The sequence below is a fragment of the Caballeronia hypogeia genome (genome assembly GCF_001544875.2).
GTDB classification, from domain to species: Bacteria; Pseudomonadota; Gammaproteobacteria; order Burkholderiales; family Burkholderiaceae; genus Caballeronia; species Caballeronia hypogeia.
This window is the reverse complement of sequence record NZ_FCOA02000013.1, coordinates 166250-192203: the sequence shown is the minus strand read 5'-3', so window position 1 is coordinate 192203 and position 25954 is coordinate 166250. Positions and strand designations below refer to the sequence as shown.

General features: G+C 65.7%; 25 protein-coding genes. 16 read left to right on the top strand and 9 right to left on the bottom strand.

The window, feature by feature from the left end:
- Window positions 1-58: 58 nt before the first annotated feature.
- Together AWB79_RS20415 and AWB79_RS20410 are read right to left on the bottom strand one after the other, a co-directional pair.
- Window positions 59-880, bottom strand: coding sequence for an IclR family transcriptional regulator (locus AWB79_RS20415; protein ID WP_061169236.1), 822 nt, complete (start codon window positions 878-880; stop codon window positions 59-61).
- Window positions 877-1662, bottom strand: a complete 786-nt coding sequence (locus AWB79_RS20410; protein ID WP_061169235.1) for an IclR family transcriptional regulator — start codon at window positions 1660-1662, stop codon at window positions 877-879. Before AWB79_RS20410 ends, AWB79_RS20415 begins: the two co-directional genes overlap by 4 nt.
- A gap of 181 nt (window positions 1663-1843) precedes the next feature.
- On the opposite strand from AWB79_RS20410, the gene AWB79_RS20405 reads away from it, so the two are divergent.
- Both AWB79_RS20405 and AWB79_RS20400 read left to right on the top strand, forming a co-directional pair.
- A complete protein-coding gene (locus AWB79_RS20405; RefSeq protein ID WP_061169234.1) occupies window positions 1844-2803 on the top strand; it encodes an MBL fold metallo-hydrolase in 960 nt (319 codons plus the stop codon).
- Window positions 2804-2910: 107 nt separating this feature from the next.
- Entirely contained in the window at window positions 2911-4260 is a 1350-nt protein-coding gene (locus AWB79_RS20400; RefSeq protein ID WP_061169233.1) for an MFS transporter, read from the top strand.
- Here AWB79_RS20400 and AWB79_RS20395 read toward each other — a convergent pair.
- On the bottom strand, window positions 4254-4799 hold the full coding sequence (locus AWB79_RS20395) for a hypothetical protein (protein WP_232470945.1): 546 nt from the start codon (window positions 4797-4799) through the stop codon (window positions 4254-4256). The two genes, AWB79_RS20400 and AWB79_RS20395, sit on opposite strands and share 7 nt — an antisense overlap.
- Window positions 4800-4985: 186 nt before the next feature.
- On the bottom strand, window positions 4986-5852 hold the full coding sequence (locus AWB79_RS20390; RefSeq protein WP_061169231.1) for an alpha/beta fold hydrolase: 867 nt from the start codon (window positions 5850-5852) through the stop codon (window positions 4986-4988).
- Window positions 5853-6240: 388 nt separating this feature from the next.
- Between AWB79_RS20390 and AWB79_RS20385 the strand changes: the two genes are divergently transcribed.
- Window positions 6241-7587, top strand: a complete 1347-nt coding sequence (locus tag AWB79_RS20385; RefSeq protein ID WP_061169230.1) for a glycosyltransferase family protein — start codon at window positions 6241-6243, stop codon at window positions 7585-7587.
- Here AWB79_RS20385 and AWB79_RS20380 read toward each other — a convergent pair.
- From AWB79_RS20380 to AWB79_RS20365, 4 genes are all read right to left on the bottom strand, one after another.
- Complete coding sequence (locus AWB79_RS20380; RefSeq protein ID WP_061169229.1) at window positions 7554-8027, bottom strand: hypothetical protein; 474 nt, start codon at window positions 8025-8027, stop codon at window positions 7554-7556. The genes AWB79_RS20385 and AWB79_RS20380 overlap by 34 nt on opposite strands.
- A 269-nt stretch (window positions 8028-8296) precedes the next feature.
- Complete coding sequence (locus tag AWB79_RS20375; protein WP_061169228.1) at window positions 8297-9124, bottom strand: shikimate dehydrogenase family protein; 828 nt, start codon at window positions 9122-9124, stop codon at window positions 8297-8299.
- A 190-nt stretch (window positions 9125-9314) separates the two neighbouring features.
- Complete coding sequence (locus AWB79_RS20370; protein ID WP_061169227.1) at window positions 9315-11033, bottom strand: SulP family inorganic anion transporter; 1719 nt, start codon at window positions 11031-11033, stop codon at window positions 9315-9317.
- Window positions 11034-11104: 71 nt separating this feature from the next.
- Complete coding sequence (locus AWB79_RS20365) at window positions 11105-11992, bottom strand: NAD-dependent epimerase/dehydratase family protein (protein ID WP_061169226.1); 888 nt, start codon at window positions 11990-11992, stop codon at window positions 11105-11107.
- Window positions 11993-12135: 143 nt separating this feature from the next.
- Here AWB79_RS20365 and AWB79_RS20360 point away from each other — a divergent pair, with 143 nt between their 5' ends.
- The 8 genes from AWB79_RS20360 (at window position 12136) to AWB79_RS20325 (ending at window position 20253) form a co-directional block, all read left to right on the top strand.
- A complete protein-coding gene (locus tag AWB79_RS20360) occupies window positions 12136-13938 on the top strand; it encodes an FAD-dependent oxidoreductase (RefSeq protein WP_061169225.1) in 1803 nt (600 codons plus the stop codon).
- Entirely contained in the window at window positions 13935-15692 is a 1758-nt protein-coding gene (locus AWB79_RS20355) for an FAD-dependent oxidoreductase (RefSeq protein ID WP_061169224.1), read from the top strand. Before AWB79_RS20360 ends, AWB79_RS20355 begins: the two co-directional genes overlap by 4 nt.
- The gene (locus tag AWB79_RS20350) at window positions 15689-16300 is read left to right on the top strand and encodes an NIPSNAP family protein (RefSeq protein ID WP_061169223.1); all 612 of its coding nucleotides are present in this window, start codon (window positions 15689-15691) and stop codon (window positions 16298-16300) included. The genes AWB79_RS20355 and AWB79_RS20350 overlap by 4 nt, the downstream gene beginning before the upstream one ends.
- Window positions 16301-16313: 13 nt before the next feature.
- Window positions 16314-17138 carry a sugar phosphate isomerase/epimerase family protein gene (locus AWB79_RS20345; protein WP_061169222.1) on the top strand — a complete coding sequence of 275 codons (825 nt, stop codon included), beginning with the start codon at window positions 16314-16316 and terminating at the stop codon, window positions 17136-17138.
- 69 nt (window positions 17139-17207) lie between these two features.
- Window positions 17208-18062, top strand: a complete 855-nt coding sequence (locus tag AWB79_RS20340) for an IclR family transcriptional regulator (protein WP_061169221.1) — start codon at window positions 17208-17210, stop codon at window positions 18060-18062.
- Between the two features lie 68 nt (window positions 18063-18130).
- Window positions 18131-18358, top strand: coding sequence for a type II toxin-antitoxin system RelB family antitoxin (relB, locus tag AWB79_RS20335; protein ID WP_232470944.1), 228 nt, complete (start codon window positions 18131-18133; stop codon window positions 18356-18358).
- A gap of 13 nt (window positions 18359-18371) precedes the next feature.
- Window positions 18372-18641 carry a type II toxin-antitoxin system RelE/ParE family toxin gene (locus tag AWB79_RS20330; protein ID WP_074169401.1) on the top strand — a complete coding sequence of 90 codons (270 nt, stop codon included), beginning with the start codon at window positions 18372-18374 and terminating at the stop codon, window positions 18639-18641.
- Between the two features lie 130 nt (window positions 18642-18771).
- On the top strand, window positions 18772-20253 hold the full coding sequence (locus AWB79_RS20325) for a cytochrome P450 (protein WP_061169218.1): 1482 nt from the start codon (window positions 18772-18774) through the stop codon (window positions 20251-20253).
- On the opposite strand, the gene AWB79_RS20320 is transcribed toward AWB79_RS20325, so the two are convergent.
- Entirely contained in the window at window positions 20250-20879 is a 630-nt protein-coding gene (locus AWB79_RS20320; RefSeq protein WP_061169217.1) for a helix-turn-helix domain-containing protein, read from the bottom strand. The two genes, AWB79_RS20325 and AWB79_RS20320, sit on opposite strands and share 4 nt — an antisense overlap.
- Before the next feature lie 244 nt (window positions 20880-21123).
- On the opposite strand from AWB79_RS20320, the gene amaB reads away from it, so the two are divergent.
- From amaB to AWB79_RS20300, 5 genes are all read left to right on the top strand, one after another.
- A complete protein-coding gene (amaB, locus tag AWB79_RS20315; protein ID WP_061169263.1) occupies window positions 21124-22623 on the top strand; it encodes an L-piperidine-6-carboxylate dehydrogenase in 1500 nt (499 codons plus the stop codon).
- Window positions 22624-22630: 7 nt separating this feature from the next.
- Entirely contained in the window at window positions 22631-23803 is a 1173-nt protein-coding gene (locus AWB79_RS20310) for an NAD(P)/FAD-dependent oxidoreductase (protein ID WP_061169216.1), read from the top strand.
- Between the two features lie 256 nt (window positions 23804-24059).
- Window positions 24060-24251, top strand: coding sequence for a hypothetical protein (locus tag AWB79_RS38360; RefSeq protein ID WP_074169400.1), 192 nt, complete (start codon window positions 24060-24062; stop codon window positions 24249-24251).
- Window positions 24252-24545: 294 nt separating this feature from the next.
- Window positions 24546-24932, top strand: a complete 387-nt coding sequence (locus AWB79_RS20305; protein ID WP_061169215.1) for a PaaI family thioesterase — start codon at window positions 24546-24548, stop codon at window positions 24930-24932.
- A 10-nt stretch (window positions 24933-24942) separates the two neighbouring features.
- Window positions 24943-25860, top strand: coding sequence for a LysR family transcriptional regulator (locus AWB79_RS20300; RefSeq protein ID WP_061169214.1), 918 nt, complete (start codon window positions 24943-24945; stop codon window positions 25858-25860).
- The last annotated feature ends 94 nt before the right edge of the window (window positions 25861-25954 follow it).

The window sequence follows — 25954 nt, the reverse complement described above, 5'->3', positions numbered from 1 at the left end:
CTAAGCCGATCAAGTGGAAGTACGACGATCCTTCACGTCGAATCCGCCAGGTGCCAAATCAATGACGCAGTCGACTAGGCCCTTCGTCCGCTTCCATCGACCCGAAGCGCCAGGACAAGCGCCGCGTGGCCGCCAGAAGGGCGCGCGCCAGCGGACCGTCCGCCGCGCTGTCGAAGCCGCCCGCCGAACCGATCAGCGCTATGACGAGGCACACGCTGCCGGTGTGGTCGAACACCGGCGCGGCCAATGTGTGGATGCCGGGAACGGGCGCGCCGAGCGCGTTGTCCAGACCGTGCCGCCCGATTTCATCGAGCCGCGCGCGATAAGCCGCATCCCGTGCTGCGTTCGGCGGCGCGCCCGCGAGCCGGATGTTGTCCTGCTCCATCAGCGTGGCCCGCATTTCGTCGGGCAAATACGCCGCGTACACGCGTCCGATCGCCGTGTTCACGAGCGACATCGCCGTGCCGACGCGCAGGCTCACGTGCTGCGGCCGCGCCGATTCCTCCAGGCGAATCACGGTCGGGCCGAGCGGACCCAGCGCGGCGGCGGCGACCGTCATAGACGTGGCCGCGGCCAGCGCGACGATTTCGGCTTCGGCGTCGCGCATCGGTGAGAGGCGCTGCAACGCGATCAGCCCGAGCTCGCGGCTCAACCCGCCCGCGTGGAAAAGCCCCGCTTCGTCGCGCGCGAGCAGGCCGACTTTCACGAGACTCACCAGATGGGCGAACGCCTTGGCCGGCGGCATGCCGGCGGCGGCCGCGAGATCGCGCAGCGTGAGCGGCTTGCCCGCCGCGACCAGCGCGCGCAGCAGCTCGCCGGTGGCGTCGAGCGCGTTGATGCCGCGTTGCGGCTTGGCCTCGTAGTCGTTGGTCGTCGTCATGAGAGCAATCCGCTGATGTCGCGTGCGGCGTCCCGCAAGGCGCGCGCGAGCGGGCCGTCCCACGCGACATCGCACAGGCCGGTCGGGCCGATCGCCGTCAGCGCGAGCTGTAACCGACGCGCGCCGTCGAATACCGGCACGCTCATGCTGCTCACGCCCGGGCTCGGCGCATCCACGGCGCGCTCGATTCCGCGCGCGCGAGTCTCGTCGATGCGCGCGGCCATATCGGGTGCGTCGGCGGCCGCTTCCGCCTGATGCGCGCGCATCGCGGCGACGCGGGTTTCGTCGTCGAATGCGCGGAACACGCGGCCCGTTGCCGTGGCAGACAACGACATCACCGTGCCGACGTGCAGATTCACGTGCAGCGGATGACCGCCGCGCTCGTAGCGCACGACAGTCGGCCCCTGCGGCCCGGCGACGCTGACCGCGACGCTCATGCCGGTCGCCAGCGCCAGCGCCGCGACGCGAGGCGCTGCCGCCAGATACGCCGGTTGATGTTCGAGATTCAGCAGGCCGAGCCGCAGCGACAACGGGCCCGGCTCGTAATTGCCGGTCAGCGCGTCGCGCTTGACGAGCCCGAGCCGCGTCAGGCTGACGAGATACGTGTGCGCCTGCGCGGTCGACAATTCGGCCGCTTCCGCGAGCACGCTGAGCGCGAGCGGCTCGCGACGCGCGGCGAGCGCCGCGAGCAGACGCGCGCCGACTTCGACGCTCTGGATGCCGCGCTGCTTTTTTTCCTCGCCGGCGTGGGCGTCGGATGTCGCTTGAGTGGGGCGAGCCAAAGACGCTCCATCAGAGTAAAAAGTGAACGAATGGCAGATGTTAGCCGAGCGGGAATCATCCGATGAAGCCATTCCGTATTTACCCGTAATTTGCAAATAGCAAGTTTGTTTGCTGTTGACAAAAATCAGCACGAAGTCGATCATCCACCCATCCCCACGAGAATGGAAGCGAGACACGACCATGGCAAAAGCATTCGCATCGCAGGCCGATCTGGAAGAGAAAAAGATCACCTTCACGCAGCTCTCCGAGAACGCTTACGCCTACACGGCCGAAGGCGATCCGAACTCCGGCGTCATCATCGGCGACGACGGCGTGCTGATCGTCGATACGACCGCCACGCCCGCGATGGCGCAGGACCTCATCGCGAAGATCCGCAGCGTCACCGACAAGCCGATCAAATACGTCGTGCTGTCGCATTACCACGCGGTGCGCGTGCTGGGCGCGTCGGCGTATTTCGAGGAAGGCGCGCAGCAGGTCATCGCGAGCCGCGGCACGTATGAAATGATCGTCGAGCGTGGCGAGCAGGACATGAAGTCGGAAATCGAGCGTTTTCCGCGCCTGTTCGCGGGCGTCGAGACCGTGCCGGGTCTGACCTGGCCGACGCTCGTGTTCGAAAAGGAAATCACGCTGTGGCTCGGCAAGCTCGAAGTGAAGATCGCGCATCTCGGCTCGGGCCACACGAAGGGCGACACGGTCGTCTGGTTGCCGTCGCAAAAAGTGCTGTTCTCGGGCGATCTGGTCGAATACGATGCCGCCTGCTATTGCGGCGACGCGCAACTGGAAGAGTGGCCAGCCACGCTCGAAGCGCTGCGCGCGCTGAAGGCTGAGAAACTGGTGCCGGGGCGCGGGCCCGCGCTGCTGTCGCCGGCGGAAGTCGACAAGGGCCTCGACTACACGAAGGATTTCGTCACCACGCTTTTGCAGGCGGGCCGCGAAGCCGTCGCCGACAAGCTCGACCTGAAGGGCTCGATGGCGCACACCCGCAAGTCGATGGACCCGAAATTCGGTCACGTCTTCATCTACGAGCATTGCCTGCCGTTCGATGTCTCGCGCGCGTACGACGAAGCGAGCGGCATCAAGCATCCGCGCATCTGGACGGCCCAGCGCGACAAGGAAATGTGGTCCGCCCTGCAGGACTGACGCTCATCCCTCGCGGCGCGTTTTAGCGAAAGCGCGCCGCATCCCTCTCTAAAGGCTCAGAGGCGCGCTCAAGACGCCGGCCTTCTCACGCCCATCAGGAGCGAGACATGTCGAAGTCGATCAGCACGGCGGCGCTCAGCCCGAGCGCCGCCGCGGACCCGCACGCCCTCTCGGACGATGCGCTGTTCCGCAAAATCGCGTGGCGCATCATTCCGTTTTTGTTCCTGTGCTACGTGGTCTCGTTTCTGGACCGCATCAATATCGGCTTCGCGCAGTTGCAGATGAAGCACGATCTCGGCTTCTCCGACGCGATGTACGGCCTCGGCGCCGCCGTGTTCTATGTCGGCTACGTGCTCTTCGAGGTGCCGAGCAATCTTTTGCTGGCGAAGTTCGGCGCGCGCCGCACCTTCACGCGCATCATGCTGCTGTGGGGCGCGGCGTCCGTCGGCATGATGTTCGTGTCGACGCCCGGCCATTTTTATCTGCTGCGCTTTATGCTCGGCGTGTTCGAGGCGGGGTTCTTTCCGGGCATCGTGCTGTATCTGACCTACTGGTTTCCGGCCAAGCGCCGCGCGGGCGTGATGTCGGTGTTCTTCGCGGGCGTGGCGGTCGCGGGCGTGTTCGGCGGGCTCGTGTCGGGCTGGATCATGCGCGACATGGCGGGCGTCATGGGCCTGCACGGCTGGCAATGGATGTTCGCGATCGAGGGCGCGCCAGCGGTGCTGCTCGGCCTGATCGCGCTGCGTCTGCTGGTGGACGCGCCGCGCGACGCGCACTGGCTCACGCAGCCGGAACAGGAGCGTCTCGCCGTGTTGTGCTCCGAATCGAATGGCAATGCTCAGGCCCACGATCATCGCGGCCTGCTCGATGCCTTGCGCAATCCGCGCGTCTATCTCTTCGCGTTCATCTATTTTTCGCTGACGTGCGCGTCGCTGACGCTCAGCTTCTGGATGCCGCTGATGATCCGCGACTTCGGCATCACCGATGTCATGTCCGTGAGCCTTTACACCGTCGTGCCGAACGCCATCGGCGCGGTAGGGCTGATTCTGATCGCGCGCCATTCGGACCGCGTCGCCGAGCGGCGCAAGCACTTCGCGTGCTGCACGGCAGGCGGCGGCCTCGCGCTCGCGGCGCTCACGCTGCATTTCCCGAGCTTCCCGCTGATGCTCGCGATCCTTTCGCTCGCCGCGACGCTGATTTTCGCCGCGCTGCCGATCTTCTGGGCCGTGCCCGCGAGCCATCTGCCGGGCAAGAGCGCGGCGGCGGGCATCGCGTTCATCAGCAGTATCGGAATTACGAGCGGGATCGTGAGTCCGTGGGTGATCGGCCAGATTCGCACCGCGACGGGCAGCATGGATCTCGCCGTGCATCTGCTGGCGTTGCTACTGTTCGCGAGCGGCGCCGCACTGATGTTTGGCCTGCGCGGCGGCTCGCGTTCAGACGACGAGAATCACTGAGGTATGGCGGCGGCCGCCATCGCCTTGAAGTTCTCGGGCGTCGCGAAGGCGAGATATTCGGCCTGCATGTCGGGCGTGAGAAATTCGAACATGGTCGAATTCTCGATCCAGAACTCGATCACGTGGAAGAAGTTGTCGCCGCGCGTGCAGCGCACCGCACGCCAGCCTTCGCGCTCGCCGATTGAAATCACTTCCTCCGCGCTCAGCTTCGTCGCGATGGCCATGTGGAACGCGCTGTACTGCGGACGCTTCAAAGTGTCCGCGCCGTAGCTCACGCTTTCCTCGTGGCCGCCGCCGGGCGTGATCACCTTGTCGCTCGGATACACCTCGATGATGCTGCCGCGATCGTCGCCCGCGACCGCCATCCACGCATCGGGGAAGGGCGAAAACGGCGCGGCGAAGCCGTCCCAGAGCTCGGCGAGCACGTGCGCGACGTGCTTAGGATCGTTGGCGGGAATGGAGGCGTGGAAGATCATCGCGGTGAACTCCGGTGGAGGTGAGGACGACTGCGGAGGATGACTGCGCGGCGATGCTTTCATGACCAGCGCCTGGCTGTCAATTCGCAGTGCTACGATGTGCCGGGATTCTCGCAGAGCCTATTGATATGAGTGTTTTCCCATGCGTCAACGCTCAGCGCTTATCCGACAAGCGCCGGATGAAGAGCGGATCGAATTGGGCGCGCCGATATTAAGCCACCGCCACATATGCTCTTCCAGACGAATCCGCTACGTCGACGCGAATGCGGCGATGTCCGCCACGAGTCGGGCCGCGTCGCTCAAGAAAATGCCGTGCGGCGCGCCTTCATAGACGACGAGCCGCGCGTCCGGGATCGCGCGCGCTGTGCGTCGCGAGGTCAGTTCGAGCGGATTGGAGAGATCGCGGCCGCCCTGCACGATAAGTGTCGGCACGTCGACATCGCGCAATTCGTTGCGGAAATCACCGCGGCTCACGGTTTCGTTGCACGCGAAGAGCGCCTGATGCGAGGTGCGCAACGCCATCTCCCGAACCCAGTCGATCATTGCCTGCGACGGTCGCGGTCCCGCGAACGGCCGCGCGTTTTCGGCGAGCCATTGCGGGTAGTCCGTCATCAGGTCGCGCTGAAATGACTCGATCGAGGCGCGATCGATGCCGTCGGCGTTATCGGACGCTTTCGCGAGCATCGGCAGGGTCGAGGCGATCAGCACGAGACGCGCGACGCGCGCACTGCCGTGACGCGTCAGATAGCGCACCGCTTCCGAGCCGCCCATGGAATAGCCGACCAGCGTGATAGCTGTGAGATCGAGCGCTTCGATGAGCGCGGCGAGGTCGTCGGCGAGGGTGTCGTAATCGTAGCCGCCGCCGGGATCGCCCGAACGGCCGTGGCCTCGGCGGTCGTAAGCGACGCAGCGAAAGCCCGCCCGCGCGAGCGGCGTCATCTGATATGCCCACATGTCGCTCGGCAGCGAATAACTGGCGACGAAGACGATCGTCTTTTCGCTCCCCGGCGCGCGTTCGGGCCGCCAGTCGCGGTAGAACAGCTCGACGCCATCGGGCGTGCGGATGAAACCGGGGCGCGCGACGGTGGCGCGATCGCGCTGCAGGTTTGAGGACATGGCCGGCTCCTGGTCGATGAACGTGTGGGTGCATCGTCGCAGGTGAAGGTGGGGCGGGCAATTACGTCAAAGGTAATAGGCCGCGCGCACAAAAAAATGCCGCCTGGATCAGGCGGCGAGAGCGCGTCCGCTTGTGGGCTCGAGAAGTCGAGAGCGGACGCGTGAGGAGACAGGGCAACGGACCGAGTATGGCAAACAGCGGTGCGGCGGACAATCTCTGATTTGAATCACTGCGTTTCCGCACGAATCCGCGTCTTTCATCCGGAATGCAAAACGAACGCATGACGGGGAGCGCTCAGTTTCGGATTTGTCTCAAGCCAGAAGGCGGAATCCAGCGAGGCGATTCCGATAGACTCGGCGGGCACTTCAAATCTTCTTCGCTTCATCCATGACTCACGATCAATCCGACTCGCCGTTGCAGGACGATCCGGGCCACGCCCTTGCCACTGCGCTCGCGTTCCGCGAATCACGCGACTGGCCGGCGCTGGAACGGTTCTGCCGCGAAGCCGTGCAGCATTTTCCGCAGGATTTCGAATTGCGCTGGCAACTGAGTCACTGCCATTGGGTGCGCCATGACAGCGTGTCGGCTGAGGCGGTCATGCGTGAGGCCGCGCTTCATCATCCGACCGATGGCCGCGTGACCGGCGCGATCGCCATGTATCTCAACGAGCAGTCGCGTTATGACGAAGCCGAAGCGCTGTATCGCGTTGCGCTTTCGCAGACGCCCGATGCGAACTGGCTCTCCGTAGATCTCGCCGATCTCGAATTGCGCCGCGGCGCCTGGCGAGACGGCTGGGTGCGATTCGCCCAAAGGCTCTCGGAACGCGGCGAGAACGGCGTCGTCAACCGCATGGAAGCAATCGCGCCGCGCTGGCGCGGGCAGCCGCTCGACGGCAAGCGCGTCGTGGTCTACAGCGAGCTCGGGCTGGGCGACGACCTTCAGTTCGTGCGCTTCTTTCCGCGCTTTGCCGAAGGCGTGCGAAGACACCGCGGTGAGGCGCTGCTGGCGGTGCGTGGGCCGTTGCATCCGCTCGTAGAACGATTCGTGCCGGGCTGCGTTGCGCTCGAGACGCAGGATTTCGGTGCGGTCGATTACACCGTCGGCATGATGAGCATGCCCATGTGGATCGGGCTCCTGCCGAACGAAGTCGACGGCCGCGCCTACCTGGACGCCGCGCCTGAACTGATCGAGGCGTGGCGTCGCGTGCTCGCGGCGGACGGCGCGAACGCATTGCGCGTGGGGCTCGTCTGGGCGGGCAGCCCGACGCATCGGCGTGATGCGCAGCGCAGCATTCCTCTGGACGCTCTCGCGCCGCTCTGGCAATTGTCCGGCGTGGTGTTTCATCCGGTGACGCCGGGCCGCGAGAGCGACATCTCCGCGATGCGCTCGGCGGGGGCGCGCATCGCAGGCCTTCCCGAATTTCGCGAACATTTTCACGACTCGGCTGCGCTCGTCAGCGCGCTGGACGTGCTCGTGACCGTCGACAGCTCGCCGCTGCATCTCGGTGGCGCGCTCGGCAAGCCAGTGCTCGCTATGATAGATCGCGCCTCACACTGGTGCTGGGGAGAGGGCGAGACCCAGCCCTGGTACGACTCGGTGCAACTCGTGCGCCAACGCGTCCCGGGCGACTGGGCTCCGGTCGTCGGGCGGATCGCCGCGGCGCTCAACGGACGGCTCACGGAAAGAGCCGCCCAGGCGCATCAGCACGAACCGGCCGGGGCCAGTCGCGGATAACCCGGCGCGCTGGAATCGATCGTCGTCACGCACGCGCCGTCGGTGAGATCGAGCGTGCTGTCGACATCGCGTTTCGATCCGTCCTGCATCTGCACGCTGTAGCGATACACCTTCGCCGTCTGCTCCGGGCTCTTCTGGAACAGGTTCGTGAGGTCGAAGCTCAGGCCCGCGCCCGCGCCACCGCCGCTCCAGCCATTGCCGCCGATGCCGCCGGCGCCCACGCCTACGGTCGGGCCGGCCGCGGGCGCAGCGCCGGTGGACACGGTCGTCAAATACTGCTTGCCGACGATACGTCCGGTCGCGACGGTGCTGTCCGCCGGCAACGGCGCCGCTGCGCCGGATGCGCCCGGTGCGCTCGCGCACGCCGTGAGCATGGCGAACGCGACAGCCGCGACGCCCGCGCGCGCCATGCGTTGAACTAAGCTTTGATCCAGTTTCATTACAGCCTCTTGCGTGCGTTCGCACGCATTTCAAGGGCCCTCGATCAGCGCGTCCCATCGCAACGAAGCGCAATGCGTGGCGCGCAGGGCGGCGCGGCCGGAAAGTCACGCAAGAAAAAGCCGCCCGTGAGGGGCGGCTTTTCAGAGGCGGTTCTGTCCAGAGCCGGAAAGCCGTCGCGCATCCGCGAGGGATGCAAATGCGCGGCGGGAATGTTGCAGCAATGCGGGCCTCGGTGAAACCAGATTGCTCCGATTCGATCGACTGATGCTCAGTTCTTCAGCAGATACGCGACGATCGCATCGCACACCCGGCCGAACATCTGCGTGCCGGTGACAGTCGTGCAGCCGCGCGCGCGGGCGGCTTCGATGAACGGCGTGAGCGGCGGCTTGGTGACCACGTCGCCAACGAAGGTCGTCGCGGGCAGGTTCGAGACGTCGATCGGCAGCGGATCGCCGGGACGCATGCCAGCCGGCGATGCGTTCACGATCAGATCGTAGGTTTCCGCGCCCGCATCGTCCGCGACGTTCACCGTGCCGCGGCCCAGCGCCGCCAGACGCGAGGCGAGGGCGCTCGTGCGCACGGCGTCGAAATCGCGGATCGCGAGCGAGGCGACGCCCGCCTCGACGAGCGCGTGGCCGATCGCCGACCCCGCGCCGCCCGCGCCGATCAGAAGCGCGCGCTTCGAGGCCGGATCGCAGCCCGCATCGCGCAGCGCCGCCACCATGCCGATGCCGTCAGACGCCCCGCCGTGCCACGTGCCGTCGGCATTGCGCCTGAGCATGTTGACCGCGCCGAGGAACGCGCCTTCATCGGTCAGAGATTCGCAATGGGCCGTCGCGCTGAACTTGTGCGGCACGGTGATGATGACGCCGTCGCAGTTCTGCAACCGGGCGATGCTCGCGAAAAACGCATCCAGATCGGCGGGCGCGACGTGCGCCGGAATCACGATCGCATCGCGGCCCGCCGCCCGCAATGCGGCGGTCACGCCCGCCGGCGAGCGCACCTGCGCGATCGGATCGCCGACGATGAAATACACGCGAGTCGCGCCGCTCAAGCCCTCATCGAGCGATGCGGAAAAAGATGTGTCCTGCGCCATTGCGTCGATTGCCTCCGGGTTGGAGCCCGCGACGGTCTTCGTCCGCGAGCCCGATCGGGTGTAAGAAAGTGGTGCGCCTTTGAAGAATGCTAATCGAAAATGGAATCCTGTTCAATAAAATGCGTAAATTTCCGGGGCAGCGAACGGTCGGAATATGCGCCCCCTACAGGAACGGAAACCAACAACCGCGTCAGAGCGGTTCCGGTTCGTGCGCGGAGACCCTCACCCCTGCCGCCGCGAGCGCCTCGTGCAGGGTTTCGAACACGTTCGTTACACCGAGCACCGGCGTCAGGCCGTGCCGGTCCATGTCGCCGCGCAGAAACGGATTGACGCGCCCGAAGCTCACCGCCACGCCGCGCGCGCGCAGTGTTTCGATGAGCTCGCCGATAGTGCGCGCGGCGGAGTAGTCGAGATCGGTGATCGCGCCGGCATCGACGACGAGATGGCGCAAATCCTCCGGCGCCGTATCGACGAGCTGCGTCACCTCCGCCGCGAAGAAATGATCGTTGGCGTAGAACAGATCGGCGCCGAAGCGGTAGACGATCAGGTTCGGCGCGGTCATCGCGCCGGGTTTCGTGGGCATGAACTGCCAGGGTTTGCCGGCCTCGACGGGCGTGAGCACCATCGTGTGCGGATGGTAGCTGTGCCGCACGTGGCGCATCAGCGAGAGCGCGACCGCCAGCAGAATGCCGTGCTCGACGCCCACCAGCACGACCGCCGCCGCCGTAATGAGCGCGAGCGCGAATTCGCCCGGACTCTCGGCGCGAATGTCCTTCAGGCTCTGCACGTTGACGAGGCCGATCGCGATCGTGAAGACGATGCCCGCCAGCACGCAATGCGGCAGATAGCGCAGATAGCCGCTCAGGAACAGCAGCACGACGGCCACCACGACCGCGAAAACGAGCTGCCCGAACTGGCTGCGCGTGCCCGCGCGCTCGGCCATCGCGGTCTGCGTCGGGCTGCCGTTGACGACGAACGTGCCGCTCAGCGCCGCCGCCGCGTTGGCCGCCGCGAGACCGAGGATATCGCCGTTGGTGTCGACTTCCTCGCGGTACTGCTGCGCGAACACGCGCGCGGCCGCCGCGCTCTGCGCGATGATCATGACGAAACACGAGGCCGCCACGGGCATGAGATCGAGGCACTGCTGCCAGGTGACGGCGGGAAAGCGCAACGGCGGCAAACCGCCATCGACCGGACCCAGCACCGCCATGCCGTGCGCGCCGAAATCGAGCATCTTGCTCGCCGCGATGCTGCCGACCACGGCGATGAGCGGCATCGGCAGGCGCGGCGCGACGCGTTTGCAGCCGAGAATCGCGACGATCACGGCGAGCGCGAGGCCGAGCGTCGACCAGTGCGCCTGCATGACATGCGTGATCACATACACGAGTTGCGCGAGACTGCGCGAGGACGGATATGGCACCGTCATGCCGAACAGATCGCCCAGCATGGCGATCGACACCTGTACGCCGACGCCCGCAAGAAAGCCGACGAGCACCGTGCGCGAGAGGAAATCGGCGAGGAAGCCGAGCTTGAAAAGCCGCGCGAGCAGCAGGAGCACGGCGGTCTGGAGCGCGACCATGCCGGCGAGCGCCACGTATTCGGGGCTGCTCGTCGCGGCCATCGACGAGAGTTTGCTGGCGAAGATCGTCGCGGTGGCGGAATCGGCGGCCACCACGAGATGCCGCGACGCGCCGAACAGCGCGAACGCGAGCAGCGGCAGAAAGGCCGTGTAGAGGCCCGTCACCGCAGGCATGCCGGCGATGCGCGCATAGCCGAGCACCTGCGGAATGTCCATCGACGCGAGCGAGACGCCCGCAAGCGCGTCGCGCACGGCGCTGGCGCGGCTGACCGGAAGGATGCCTTTGAGCAGCTTCGTTCTGGCCGCCGGGGTTCGATTCGGATCGTGCATACCTGACACCGTGGTCTTGAAGATGCGAATCGTCCCCCAAAAATTTCGCGGTGCCAAGGCGCGGTTCGCCCCTATCGATAGAACGCCACGGTTTGCCGCAAGCCGTCGGCGAGCGATGTCGCGGGCAGATCGGGCAGCAGCCGCGCGAGCGACGGATCGTCGGGGAACGATGTCGCGATTGGCAGCGGCGCGCCCGAAGCGTCGATATCCGCATCCGGAGCGATTCGCCGTAGATGGTCGATCACGCGCTCCATCGGCGTAATCTCTCCCGCGAGCGTGAACGCGCGCGCGCCGGTGAATCCGCACGTGAGCGCGAGCTCGTAGGCGGCGGCGACATCGTCGGCGTAGACCAGGCCGGTCGCGCCCGTGAACGGAATCGTGTAGCGCTCGCCGCGCGCGGCCGCCCGGCAGGCGAGGCTGGGCCCTGCGCTCGAACCGGTTTCCCGCCCCGCGCCGTACACCACGAGCGGCCTGAAGCCGACGCTCGAAATGCCGCGATCGTGCCAGTAAGCGCGCGCCGAGCCTTCGCAAGCGAGCTTGAACGCGCCGTAATGGGTCGTAGGGAAGGGCGTTGCGCCGTCGTCGGGGCCGAACACGCCCGCGCTGCTCGCATACAGCACCGAGCCGATGCCGCACGCGATGGCGGCATCGAACACATTGAGCGTGCCGATCAGATTGATGCGCGCGCCCCGCACCGGATCGGCGGCGCACGCGGGCGTGAGCACGCGCGCCAGATGGATGACCGCGTCGCAGCCATCGAGCGCGCGCGCCGCATCGCGCGCCTCGGCGATATCGCCGGTCCGCCAGTCGATCGTATCGGCCCGTTCCGGCGCAAGCGCGCGCACCAGCCGGGCGTCTTCGCGCAGGTCGAAAGCCCGAACCTGCATGCCGCGCGCGAGCAGGCGGCGCATCACCCACGCCGCCAGAAATCCACTTCCGCCTGTCACCAGCACACGCATATCGTCTCCTTCGTTGTCTCAAAAAGAACTTTGCATCGGTAGCATTTGTGGAATACTATTCCAATATCAAAGTGAGTTCTACAGCAAACACATATTTCGAATCGTCGAATGAATGGCGATGAGAAACGGTCTGGAGCGAATCGATGGTGGAGACACTGGGCAATTTAGGACAGAACGAGACGTTCGACGTCGTTGTGGTCGGCGCGGGCGGCGCGGGCATGTCGGCGGCGCTGTTCGCGGCGATCGACGGCGCGCGTGTGCTGCTCGTCGAAAGCACGGAGTTCGTGGGCGGCACGACGGCATATTCGGCCGGCACGACGTGGATTCCGGCGTCGCCCCATGCGGCGGGCGTCAATCGCGACGATACGTCGGCCAACGCCGAAGGCTTTCTGAACCGCGCGGTGGGCGGGCGCAGCAGCAACGCGATGCGCCGTGCGTTTCTCGATGCGGGCCCGAAAGCGGTTGCGCATATCGAAGCGAACTCCGACGTGAAATACCGGGCGCGCCCGTTCCATCCGGATTACCTGTCGGAAGTCGAAGGCTCGACGCTGCGCGGCCGCGCGCTGGAGCCGCTGCCATTCGACGGCCGCAAGCTCGGCCGCGCCTTTGCGCTGATCCGTCCGCCGATTGCCGAATTCACCGTGCTCGGCGGCATGATGGTCGACCGCGACGATGTCGGGCATCTGCTCAACATGACGAAGTCGCTCGCGTCGTTCGGACACGCGGCGAAGCTGCTCGCGCGTCATGCGCGCGACCGCATGAGCGCGCCGCGCGGCACGCGGCTCGTCATGGGCAATGCGTTGATCGGCCGCCTGCTGTATTCGCTGCTCAAGCGTGACGTCACCGTACTCGTCAGCACGAAAGTCGAGGCGCTGCACAAAGGCGCGGATGGCATCGAAGCCGTGACGCTGAGTCATGTCAACGAGCGGCGGCGCGTCGGCGTGAAGGGCGGCGTGATTCTCGCGAGCGGCGGTTTCAACCGTCATCCGACACGGCGCGGCGAGATGCTGCCGGGCGCTGATCCGGATTGGTGCCCCGGGGCGCCCGGCCACACCGGCGGCGCGCAGGATCTGGCGCTCGCGGCGGGCGCGCGGTTCGGCGACGGCGCGCTGTCGAACGCGTTCTGGGCGCCGGTTTCCGTGCGCAAGCGCGCCGATGGCAGCACCGCCGTGTTTCCGCACTTCATCATGGATCGCGGCAAGCCGGGCATGATCACCGTCGACAAGACGGGACGGCGATTTCTCAATGAAAACACGTCGTATCACCTGTTCGGTATCGCAATGCAGGAAGCCAACAAGACGACGCCTTCCGTGCCCGCGTATCTCGTCACGGACTCCGAAGGATTGCGCAAGTACGGTCTCGGCATGGTGCGTCCTGGCGGCAAGGGACTCGCGCCGTTTCTCGCGGACGGCTATCTCGTCGAAGGCAACACGCTCGATGAGCTGGCGACGAAACTCGGCATCGACGGCAACGGGCTCGCTGACAGCGTTGCGCGCAATAACCGCTACGCGAAAAGCGGCGTCGACGCGGATTTCCAGCGCGGCGCGACCGCGTACCAGAACGCCAACGGCGACGCCAACTGGAGCGGCCCGAACAAATGCCTCGGGCCGATCGGGCTGGCGCCGTTCTACGCGGTGCGGCTCTATCCGGGCGATATCGGCGCGGCGACGGGCCTCGTCACCGACACGCACGCGCGCGTGCTGAACCGCGACGACCAGCCGGTCGGCGGTCTCTACGCCTGCGGCAACGACATGCAATCGGTGATGGGCGGCGTCTATCCCGGCCCGGGCATCACGCTCGGCCCCGGGCTCGCGTTCGGCTATCTCGCGGCGCGGCATGCGGCGGCGCGTTGCAGGACAACACGAGCCGCGCTGACGGATGCACGCGGCGAAGCACACGCGCTCCCCATCGACCTGACGGCACACGCCCACGCTCACGCCAAATGAAGCACGAACCGATTCTCGAATGCGACGTCCTCGTGCTGGGCTCCGGCGCGGGCGGGCTCGCGACCGCCGTCACGGCGGCGACGCAAGGTTTGAGCGTGCTTGTCTGCGAAAAGGAGGACGTGTTCGGCGGCACGACCGCATGGTCGGGCGGCTGGATGTGGATTCCGCGCAATCCGCTCGCGGCGCGCGCGGGCATCGTCGAGGATGACGACGCGCCGCGCTCGTATTTGAAAAGCGAGCTGGGCGCGCACTTCGACGCCGCCAAGACCGATGCGCTGATCGAGCAAGGTCCGCGCATGGTCGAGTACTTCGAGCGCCACACGTCGATGCGCTTCATCGACGGCAATCGCGTTCCGGACTTTCACACCACGCCGGGCGCGGCGACCGGCGGCCGCTCCGTCTGCGCGATGCCGTTCGACGGGCGCGAGCTCGGCGCGCTCATCGAGAAGCTGCGTCCGCCGCTCGCCGAAGTCACGATCAAGGGGATGGCGATTGCGTCGGGACAGGATCTCGCGCATTTCCTGAACGCGACGCGCAGTGCGAAGTCCGCGTGGCACGTGACGAAGCGCTTCGCCACGTTCGCATGGCACAAGCTGCGCCACGGCCGCTCGATGCATCTCGTCAACGGCAACGCGCTCGTCGCGCGGCTGCTCAAATCGGCGGCGGATCGCGGCGTCGATCTGCGCACGCGGGCGCGGGCGGTTTCGCTGATGCGCGAGGCAGACCGGGTGACGGGCGCGCGCGTCGAGATCGAGGGCGTGATGCACGAGGTGCGCGCGCACCGCGGCGTGGTGCTCGCCTGCGGCGGCTATCCGCATGACGCGCAACGGCAGGCGCATACCTTTCCGTACACGCCGCACTGGTCGGCTGCGCCGAAGAGCAATACCGGCGATGGCATTCGCATCGGCGAAGCGGCTGGCGCGCATTTCGATGCGTCGCTCGAGGCGGCCGCGGCGTGGGCGCCGGTGTCGCTGGTGCCGAAAGCGAAGGGCGAGGATGTCGCGTTTCCGCATCTGATCGAGCGCGCGAAGCCGGGCGTGATCGCCGTGACACGCGCGGGGCGGCGCTTCGTGAACGAGGCGTCGTCGTATCACGACTTCATCGCAGCGCTCATCGGCACGAGCCCGCCGGGCGAGGAAGTGTGCGCGTGGCTCGTCTGCGATCACCGGTTTCAGCGCCGTTATGGCCTCGGTTTCGCGAAGCCGTTTCCATTTCCCCTCGCGCCATACGAGCGCGCCGGGTATCTGAAATCCGCGCCGACGCTGGCGGCGCTGGCGCAGCAATGCGGCATCGATGCGCGCGGCCTCGCCGACACGGTCGCCGCCTATAACGCTTACGCGAAAGACGGTTTCGATCCGCAGTTTCACAAAGGCTCGACGCCCTATAACCGCTTTCAGGGCGATGCTTCGCATGCGCCGAACGCGTGTCTCGCGCCGATCGCCGCAGGACCGTTCCATGCCGTGAAGATTCTGCCCGGCAGCCTCGGCACTTTCGCAGGACTCGCGACGGACGCGCGCGCCCGCGTGCTCGACGCATCGCATGCGCCGATCTCCGGCCTTTACGCGGTTGGAAACGACGCCGCGAGCATGATGGGCGGGCACTATCCCGCCGGCGGCATCACGCTCGGACCGGCGATGACCTTCGGCTATCTCGCCGGGCTGGAACTGGCTCGGCCGGCGGATGCGGTAGAAGCGACGCGCGACGAAACGGTGACGGATCTCTCAATCTTTAAACAGGCAAGGACTCTGCAATGACTCTGTACGACACGGTCACGTTGACGGTGAAGATCGGCGCGAACGCGCAGGTTTTCGAGAACATCAAGGCAAGCGGCGATGCGCCCGGCTCGAAGCTGCTCGGCTGCTGGTATTCGGATATCGGTGCGTTGGGCAAGGTGATGGTGCTACGCGGTTTCGAATCGGAAGCGGCGCTCGTGAAGGAGCGTCAGCGCCTGCTGCTCGAAGGCAATCCGTTCAGTTGCGGCGAATTCGTCACCGATGTCGAAGTGAGCAGCTACGCGCTGTTCCCGTTCCTGCCGCCGATCGAGCCGGCGGTGCACGGCGGCATCTACGAGATGCGCGTGTACGGCACGAAGCTCGCGAGCCTGCAACACACGATCGATGCGTGGAAGAACGCCGTGCCCGAGCGCACGAAGCGCTCGCCGCTGATCGGCGCGATGTACGCGCTCGACGGCACGGTGCCGCGCTTTCTCAACATCTGGCCGTACGCGAGCGTCGACGAACGTTCGCGCATTCGCGCCGAAGTAGTGAAGGACGGCATCTGGCCGCCGAAGGGCGGACCCGCGCATCTGACGACGATGGAATCGACCATCTACATGCCCGCGCCGTTCTCGCCGCTGCGCTAACCGGAGATTTTCGATGTCACGACGCAAGCTGTCCTTATCCGCGCTGACGGTGCTCGAATTGACGCCGCCGCAGATGGTCGAATGCGCGGCGCGGGCGGGCTACGATTACGTCGGCCTGCGGCTGTTGCCCGCGACCGATACGGAGGTGCGCCACGAGATCGTCGGCGCGACTCCGATGAAGCGTGAGACGCTCGCCGTTCTGAAAGACACGGGCATCGGGGTGCTGGATGCCGAAATCCTGCGCCTGAAGCCCGACACGAACGTCGCCGATTACTTGCCGATGCTCGAAACCGCCGCCGAACTGGGCGCGCGCTATGTGCTCGTCGCGGGCAACGATCCCGACGAGGCGCGCACGGCCGAGCGGCTCGCCGCGTTGTGCGACCTGGCCGCGCCGCTCGGCCTGTCGCCCTCGCTGGAGCCGATGCCGTGGACGGAAGCGAAGGACATCGTGCAGGGCGCGCGCATCGTGAAGGCGGCGCGGCGGGCGAACACGGGGCTGATCGTCGATCCGATCCATTTCGATCGCGCCGGATCGTCGACCGATACGCTGCGCGACTTGCCGCGCGAATGGTTCGGCTACGTGCAGTTCTGCGACGCTCCCGCCGCGCGCCCGGCGGATGTCGAGACGCTGCTGTACCAGGCGCGCGCGGAACGCATGATTCCGGGCGAGGGCGGGCTCGACCTCGCGGGCATCCTGCGCGCGTTGCCGGACGATTTGCCGCTGTCGATCGAAGCGCCGATGAACGAGTGGGCCAGGCGCGCGGATGCGCTCACGCGCGCGAAGCGTTTGCGGGAAGCGACGCTCGGCGTGCTGGACGCGACGTACGCCCGACAATGACGCGCGGCAGTTGAATTCCGAAGCAGAATCGTGTTCTCATTCCGAATCGGAACTTCAAGAGACTGAGACATGGCAGGGAACCTCGAGCGGGCGTTGTCGATCATCGAGTTGCTGGCGAAGAACGGCGGGCGCATGCAGCTCGCCACCATCGCCGACACGCTCAACATTCCGCGCAGCGGCACGCACCGCCTGCTCGCGATGCTGATCGACGAGGGCTATGTGCGGCAGGACGAGGATCACGGCGAGTACATGCTCGCGCTGAAGCTCGTGTCGCTGGCGCTCGTCTATCTGTCGACCGGCGGCGTGCTGGACGTGTCGCAGCCGGTGCTGGACCGGCTCGCGGCGCAGTCGGGCGAACTCGCGCGGCTGGGCGTAGTCGAGGACGATCACATTACATTCGTCGGCAAGGCGCAGGGCGCGAAGTCGGGTTTGCGCTACGACCCGGACATGGGCAGCCAGCCGCCGCTGCATTGCACGGCGAGCGGGCAGGCGTGGCTGTCGTCGCTGACCGACGAGGAGGCGCTGGAGCTCGTGTCGAAGCAGGGTGGCCTCGGCAAACCCGGCTCGGGCGGGCCGAAGGCGCCGAAGTCGATTCAGCAGTTTCTCGCGGACCTGCACGCGGCGCGCGAGCGCGGCTATGGCATCGCGAGCGAAACCTACGAGGCAGGCATGACCTCGATGGCCGCGCCGATCCATCATCCGGTGACGGGCGTGGTGGTGGGCGTGGTGAGCCTCGCCGGACCGACGAGCCGCCTGCCCGACGCGCGCCTGTCCGAACTCGCACCCGCGCTGCTCGAAGCGGCGTCGGACATGGGCGCGGCCACGCTGAGTTCGCCGTACTTCAAGCGGCCGGCGGTGAGCGCGGCCGCGCCCGTGGAACCGCTGGCCGGCAAGCTGAAATCCAGAAGCGCGAAGTCCGTCTAGCGATGAATCGCAGGCGCCGCGGATAGGCCGAATGGCCGAGGCGACGCGCCGCGAAAGCCTGCGATCTCATGGTATTCATCATGAAACGAGAACTTGAAACGCCTACTCCGCTCGATCCCATCGTGTCCGAATTTGCCACCGTCGAAGAGGCGCAAGCCTACGACCAGTGGTTTCGCGAGAAAGTGCGACGATCCATGGCCGATACCCGGCCGCGCATTCCGCACGATCAGGTGATGGCGGAGGCCGAGGACATGATCGCGGAAGCCGAGAAACGTCGGAAGCCGAGGGCCGCTTGACTCTGCAAGTTGTCTGGACTCTCAAACCGCGCGCCTCGACCTTCTCGAAATCATCCGCTATATCGCAGAACGCAGTCCCGCCGCAGCACGTGTGGTCAAAAGCATGATCGAAGAAGCGCCCCGGTCGGTTGCCATCGCCTCTTATCTTTATCGCAATGGCCGCGTTTCGGGCACGCGTGAAGTCGTGGTCCACCCCAATTACATCGTTGTCTATGCCGTGTCGGCGGACGCCATAGAAGTGCTGAACGTGCTTCACTCGCGGCAATGCTATCCGCTGGAATGACCGGCCGGGCGCTGCGCCGGTTTTCTCTACGGGATGTGCCGCCTGGCCGTTGACATCAACAGGCAAAGAAGCACCCCCATCCCCCGCTCCTGCACTATCCTGCTCAGATCAAGCCCGTGTGAGGCCGATCATGAACGCAGCGTCCGTCAACGCATCCCTGCGCGAAATCGATGACTTACCGTCGCCGCGCGGCCTGCCTCTTCTCGGCAACCTGCATCAGTTGCCGCCCGCCACGCATCATCTGAAGCTCGAGCGCTGGGCCGCCGAACTCGGCACGCCCTACGTATTCCATTTCGCGACCACGCCCGTCACGGTCTGGGACGACATAGAGCTGTCGCACGCCGTGATGCGCGAACGGCCCCATCGCTACCGCCGCTACGAGCCGATCGAAAACATCCTGAAGGAATTCGGCTGCAACGGTCTGTTCTCGATCGAAGGCGCGGCGTGGGAGCCGCAGCGCCGGCTCGTCATGCAGGCGCTTTCGATCCCGCATATCAAGGCGTTCTATCCGACGCTCGCCGCGATCACCGAGCGACTGCGGCGGCGCTGGGAAGCCGCGGCGCGCGCCGGCCGCGTCGTCGACATGACGGAGGATCTCAAGCGCTTCACCGTCGACGTGACCAGCGCGCTTGCCTTCGGCGAAGACCCGAACACGATCGAAAACGAGCGCGTGCTGATTCAGGAGCATCTCGCGATGCTGCTGCCCATGTTGATGACGCGTGTGAACGCGCCGTTCGCCTACTGGCACTACGTGAAATTTCCGCGCGACCGCAAGTTCGACCACGCGATTGCCGAAGTGCATCGCCACGTCCGCGAGCTGATGACGCGCGCGCGCGAACGCATGCGCGAAGAAAGATCGGCGGAAGGATGCGAAACGCCGCTTCACGAAGTGCGCGCGGCGCCGCGCAACCTGCTGGAAGCGATGCTCGCGCTGCGCGACGCTCCGAACTCCGACATCACCGACGACGAAGTCGCCGCCAACGTGCTGACGATGCTCGTCGCGGGCGAGGAAACGACGGCGACGGCGATCGCGTGGGCGCTTTTATTCCTGTCCACCGACGACGCCTTGCTCGCTCGGGTCGCGGCCCATGCGCGCGACGTGATCGGCGACGCCGCCGTATGCCCGACCTACGGCGCGATGCGCGAGCTCGACCTGTGCGAAGCGGTCTGCACGGAAGCGAGCCGCCTGCATCCGATCGCGCCGTATCTGTCGTTCGAGCCGCTCGAAGAAGTGCGCTTGCAGGGCGTGCGTCTGCCGGCGGGCACGAAGATGTTCATGCTGAACCGGCCCGCGATGATGGACCCGAAAAACTTCGCCGATCCGGCGCGTTACGATCCGGATCGCTGGCTGCATGAGCATCGTCATCCGGTGGAGGGGGCGCCGGAACACGGCCCGCACGAGCAACGCGCCTATCTGCAATTCGGCGCGGGACCGCGCGTGTGCCCGGGACGGCATCTCGCGGTGGTCGAAATGCGGCTCGTCGTGTCGATGCTGGCCGCCAACTTCACCGCGCAACTCGCGACCAACCCGGCCGATATCCACGAAGTCTGCACCTTCACCTCGGTGCCGAGCGCGATGCCGGTGCGTCTCGCGTTGCGGCAGGATCGCTAGCGCGTATCGACGGCATCGGCTGAAATCGGCACGCCGCCGCCCGTCGCCATCCACAGGACTTCGGCGTCTTCCTCGCTCGTCGAGATCGCGGCGTGACCGGTGCGGCTGTCGAAGTAGATGCTGTCGCCGGCGTTCAGGTGGGTCGGCGCGTAGAGTTCGGAATACAGGCACACACTGCCGCTGATCACGTAGAGAAACTCTTCGCCCTCGTGCCGGCCCCAGTCGTCGAAGGCGTCGAGCGTGTGGGCGGAAATGCGGATGCGAAACGGCAGCATCGCCTTGTGCGCGAGCTCGGTGGCGAGCAGTTCCATCTGATAGCCGCGATAAGCGTGACGCTGCCCCTCGTCGCGGCGCGTGAGCGCGCGCCGCCCGTTGGCGCTTGGCGCGGGCGCGGTGCCGAACAGTTCGCCCAGGTCGATCTGCAAGCCGCGCACGATCTTTTGCAGCACGTCGAAGGTCGGCGACATCAGGCCGTTCTCGATCTTCGAGAGCGCCGAGCGCGACACGCCGCACAGGCGGCTCGCCGTTTCGAGCGTCAGATCATGGGCGAGCCGCGCGCGTTTAACCCGGCGGCCGAGATCGGCGGCGGATTGGTCGGGCGTGTTTTTCGTGCTGAGGCTGGACATGGCTGGCGGTTCGTGGAGGCTTTTTTGTTTCCGATCATAACATCGCGGAACAACGTGGCGGACGCGGCGCAATGCCCGCAAACAAGCCGAATCTACCGTCCCCCATGCCTGCACGCATTGGTGACAACCCCAATATTGTCCGTTGTTGTGGGCGGCGGACTCAGCGCGTATAGTTTCCTAACTTACGCAAGTTTCTGATAGGAAACTCGTGAACCAGAACAACCCGCATCGAAAGGACTTCATCGTGGACACACAATCGATTCTCTCCGATCTCGGCATCGCGAGCCTCGTAACCGATGGCGATCTCGCCGCTACTTCGCCAGTCTCGGGCGAAGTGATCGGCCGCGTGAAGCAGCACACCACCGCCGATGTCGACGCCGCGCTCGGCGCCGCGCGCACCGCTTTCGCGACCTGGCGCAACGTGCCCGCGCCGCGGCGCGGCGAACTGGTGCGTCTGCTCGGCAATCGCCTGCGCGAAAAGAAAGAGGCGCTCGGCCGCCTCGTCTCGCTTGAGGCGGGCAAGATCCTGCAGGAAGGGCTGGGCGAAGTGCAGGAAATGATCGATATCTGCGATTTCGCTGTCGGTCTTTCGCGCCAGTTGTACGGTCTGACGATCGCGTCCGAGCGTCCGGGCCATCGCATGGCCGAGACGTGGCATCCGTTCGGCGTGTGCACGATCATCTCGGCGTTCAATTTCCCGGTCGCGGTGTGGTCGTGGAACGCAGCGCTCGCGCTCGTGTGCGGCAACGCCGTCGTGTGGAAGCCTTCGGAAAAAACGCCGCTCACGGCACTCGCCGTCGATCGCATCCTGCGCGACGCCATCGAGGAATTCGGCTCGGCGCCGGCGGGTCTCGCTTCGGTGATCATCGGCGGGCGCGAAGTCGGCGCGGCGCTCGTGGCGGACAAGCGTTCGGATATCGTCAGCGCGACGGGCAGCACGGAAATGGGCCGCAAGGTCGGCGTTGCGGTGGCGCAGCGATTCGGCCGCTCGATTCTCGAACTCGGCGGCAACAATGCGGGCATCGTCTCGCAGACGGCCAATCGCGATCTCGCGCTGCGCGGCATCCTGTTTTCGGCGGTCGGCACGGCGGGGCAGCGCTGCACGTCGCTCAGGCGTCTGTTCGTGCACGACAGCATCTACGACGAAACCGTCGCGCGCCTGAAAGATCTCTACGCGAAGGTGCCGGTCGGCAATCCGCTGGAAGCCGGCGTGCTGATGGGCCCGCTCATCGACGTGCAGGCGTTCGCGCGCATGCAGGACGCGCTGGAGCAGGCGAAGGGCGAGGGCGGCAAGGTCAGCGGCGGCGAGCGCGTCACCGTAAAGGGCCAGGAAAACGGCTATTACGTGCGGCCGGCGCTGGTCGAAATGCCGTCGCAGACGGAAGTCGTGCTGAAGGAAACCTTCGCGCCAATCCTCTACGTGATGCGCTACACCGATTTCGATGAAGCCATCGCCGCGAACAACGCGGCCGCGCATGGCCTGTCGTCGTGCGCGTTCACGACCGATCTGCGCGAGGCCGAGCGCTTCCTGTCGGCGTCGGGCAGCGATTGCGGCATCGCCAACGTGAACATCGGACCGAGCGGCGCGGAGATCGGCGGCGCGTTCGGCGGCGAGAAGGAAACCGGTGGCGGCCGCGAATCGGGCTCGGACGCGTGGAAGGCCTACATGCGCCGCGCGACCAACACGATCAACTATTCGTCGGAATTGCCGCTGGCGCAGGGCATCGACTTCAATCTGAGCTGAGGCCGACGTGACTGCGAACGTTGTCATCGTAGGTGGCGGCGTGATCGGCAGCTCGGTCGCGTATTTTCTGCGCGCGTCCGACCCGGGCGTGCGCGTCACGGTGATCGAGCGCGATCCGACTTACGCGCGCTCGTCGTCGGCGCTGTCGGCGGCGTCGATCCGCCAGCAGTTCTCGACGCCGCTCTCGGTGCGCATGTCGCTGTTCGGCATCGACTTTCTGCGCACGATCGGCGAGAGGCTGGAGGTGAACGGCGAGCGTCCGTCGATCGATCTGCACGAAGGCGGCTATCTGTTCCTCGCGACCGCGCCCGGCGCCGCGACGCTGCGCGAGAATCACGCGCTGCAGCGCGAGCTCGGCGCGGACATCAGCTTGCTGGATGCCACGCACTTGCAGGCGCGCTTTCCGTGGCTCAACACCGGGGATCTCGCGCTGGGCGCGTTTGGTGAAAGCGGCGAAGGCTGGTTCGACGGCTACGGTCTCGTGCAGGCGCTGCGGCGCAAGGCGCAGTCGCTCGGCGTGCGTTACGTGGCGTCGGACGTGGTGGGTATCGAGCGGGCCGGACGGCGCGCGAGTGCCGTGCGTGCGTCCAACGGCGAGACTTATGCGTGCGATGTCGTCGTAAACGCGGCGGGCGCCTGGTCGCGCAACATCGCGGCGATGCTCGGCATCGAGCTGCCCGTGTATGCGCGCCGGCGCAGCATCTTCAACGTGTCGTCACCGGCGAAGCTCGAACGCGCGCCGCTTCTGATCGATCCGAGCGGCGTCTATTTCCGTCCTGAAGGGCGCACGTATATTTGCGGCACCTCGCCCGCCGCGGATAACGATCCCGACGACCTGCCGCTCGACGAAGTCGATCACGCGCTCTTCGACGACGTGATCTGGCCGACGCTCGCGCATCGCGTGCCGGGATTCGAAGCGCTGCGTGTCGAGCGCTGCTGGTCCGGCTATTACGAGTACAACGTGCTCGACCAGAACGCGATCATCGGATATCACCCGGATATCGACAATTGCATCTTCGCCAATGGCTTCAGCGGGCACGGATTACAACAAGGTCCGGCGACGGGACGCGGCGTCAGCGAACTGATTTTGCACGGGAAGTACGAGTCACTGGATTTATCGCCGCTCGACTGGACGCGTGTACTCGAAGGCAGGCCGATCGTCGAAAAGAATGTCGTATAACTGATAAAAGACTTACGAAACTATTTTCCCGTAATCGATCATTTAAGTAGGCCCTGTTTATACCGGGCATCCTTTTCGCTGAGTGAGTATCAAGCGGATCGAAATGGTTCGGTCTGCGTTTCGAACGGGCATTCTTATCATCATCGGCATTCGTTCGGGCTGCGTCCATTAATGAAATCCACTAGGGCCAGCCGCCCCGGAGAAGCGCATTCTGGAACCATCAGACGCTTTGGCGCTAACCGATAGGAGACAGAACATGGAAGCCAATACGAGCGCGCATTTTTATGCCTGGATCGATGACGGTGAAATTCCGCCGGACACGAGCGTACACGTTTCGCATCGTTCCACCCAGGTATCCGGAGAGCCCGAGTATGTCGCAGAAATTTGCGGTCGTTTCGCCAAGACCGATGAGGAAAAAAACTCCTGCGTGATTCGCGGGTATAACTGACTTCAATGCATTGTGTTGCGTCCGTGACACGGAATGTCACGGTGCGGTTGAATGCGGACAAGACACCCGCATTGCGCGATTGATGACGAAGTTTCATAAGCGCTGATGCTGTAAGTGACTGTGTGCGCCACGAAGCCCGGACGGATTGAAATTCTTTTAATCCGTTCAGTCGAAACGACCCGCCGCGCGCGGGTTTTTTCACGCCTTTCTACCCGGAATCGTTTGTGTTTCGCCCGGCAGGCCGCGCGCGCGAGTGGCACAATCGCTCGCACTGCACGCATATTGGGAGCCAAGGTGGCGAACCTTGATCTGGATAATCCGTTTCTCGAGGCGCTCGGCGCGGCCTTCACCGAATGGCGCGCGGGCTACGCCGAATTCACCATGCCGATCCACGCAGGACATCTGAACCGGCAGCGCGTCCTGCAAGGGGGCGCGATCGCCACGCTGCTCGACGCAGCCTGCGGCTATGCGGGGCTCTTCACGACTGGAGTTGCGCCGGTGCACGGCTTCACGCTCTCGCTGACGGTGAATTACCTCGACCGCGGCATCGGCGACAAGGTGGTCGCGAAGGGCTTTCTGGAGCGGCAGGGCCGCTCGGTCTACTTCGCGCGCGGCGAGGCGTGGGTCGACGACCGCGTGATGATCGCGAGCGCGCAGGGCACCTTCAAGTACGCGCGCTGAGCCGTCTCCGATGCCCCCACGCAATCTCCTCCGTCGCCTCGATCTGACGACGCTGCAACTCTTCCTCGCGGTATTCGAGGAAGGCACGCTCACCCGCGCGGCGGAGCGCGAAGCGATCGCCGTATCGGCGGCGAGCAAGCGGCTGCTGGAGCTGGAGCAGGCGGTAGGCGCAGTGCTGTTCGAGCGCCGTGCGCGCGGCATGGAGTTGACGCCCGCCGGCGAAACGCTGCTGCATCATGCGCGGCGCGTGTTGCGCGATGTCGAGAACATCGGCATCGAACTGTCGGAGCATGCGAGCGGCGTGCGCGGCTACGTGCGGATGATGGCGAATCTCTCGGCCATCGTGGAGTTCCTGCCCGAAGACTTGCGCGCGTTCATCGCGGTGCACGGCCAGATCAAGATCGACCTGGAAGAGCGGCCAAGCGGCGGCATCGTCGAAGGCGTGGCGGACAGTCTCGTCGATCTCGGCATCTGTTCCGGCGACTCCGACACGCGCGGGCTCGAGACCACGCATTACCGGCACGACCGGTTGTGCATCGTGACGCCGGGAGATCATCCGCTCGCGCAGCGCGAGAGCGTCGCGTTCGCCGATACGCTCGACTTCGACCACATCGGCCTGCATTCCGCGAGTTCCATCAACATGCGCACTCATCTTGCCGCGCGGCAGGCGGGCCGCGCGTTGCGGCTGCGCATTCACGTGCCGGGCTTCGACGCCGTGTGCCGCATGGTGCAGGCCGGCATGGGCGTGGGCGTCCTGCCGCTGCAGGTTTTCGAGGCGATGGGCCGCCAGCTAGGGCTCGCCGCCACTCCCCTCGACGAGGAATGGGCCGCGCGCACCCTTGTCATCGTCGTGCGCGATTCGGATGCGCTTTCGCCCGTGAGCCGCCTGTTGTTCGATCATCTGCGGACCGTCGAAGTGCGCGCATAGCTTTCAGAAAGCCGCCGAGCGTTCGCGTTTGGCGAACGATCCTTGTTGAAATGCGGTTGGACGCACCCGAGCGTTCGCCAATAAGCTTGTCTCC